Origin of the sequence: Pseudomonas sp. BAY1663 (assembly GCF_000582595.1) — a bacterium.
GTDB classification, from domain to species: Bacteria; Pseudomonadota; Gammaproteobacteria; order Pseudomonadales; family Pseudomonadaceae; genus Stutzerimonas; species Stutzerimonas stutzeri_AF.
In genome coordinates this window covers 1-623 of sequence record NZ_AZSV01000214.1, presented here as the reverse complement: position 1 = coordinate 623, position 623 = coordinate 1, and the positions used below count along the sequence as shown (strand labels likewise).

Here is a 623-nt window from a genome sequence, read left to right as displayed (position 1 = left end):
CGGGCGCCAGCTGGAGCGGGCCGCGCGCGAGGCGCGCTATGCCGCGTTCGCCGATTGCCTGGGCGAGGGCGAACTGCTGCTGACCGCCCAGCACCGCGACGACCAGGCCGAGACCCTGCTGTTCCGCCTGCTGCGCGGTGCCGGTGTGCGCGGACTGGCGGCGATGCCGGCCGAGCGTGGGTTGGGACGGGGCAGGCTGCTGCGGCCGTTGCTCGATATTTCGCGGGCCCAACTGGAGGCCTACGCGCACAGCCACGGGCTCGACTGGATCGAGGACCCGAGCAATCGCAGCCTCGACCATTCACGCAACTACCTGCGCCAGCGGGTCATGCCGGAGTTGCGCCAACGCTGGCCACGGGCGGCTGCGAGCATGGCCCGCACGGCCGCGCATATGGCCGAGGCGCAGGTGCTGCTGGATGAGCTGGCGGTGCAGGATCTCGGTCCGGCGCAAGGCCCCAGTCACTTCGACTGGTTGCCGCTGCCCAGCCTCGCCCTGCCGCCGTTGCGCGTACTCACGCCGGCGCGGCAGCGCAACGCGCTGCGTCACTGGCTGGCGGACCTGACGCTGGCGCCCGATGGCGATCACTGGGCGGGTTGGGACGCGCTGCGTGACGCCAGGCCGG

At 72.7% G+C, this 623-nt stretch carries 1 protein-coding gene; it reads left to right on the top strand.

The genetic code is table 11. From position 1 onward, the window contains the following. Nucleotides 1-623, top strand: a 623-nt coding sequence (gene tilS / locus BAY1663_RS22850; protein WP_037045475.1) for a tRNA lysidine(34) synthetase TilS, incomplete at both ends; no start/stop codon positions are given.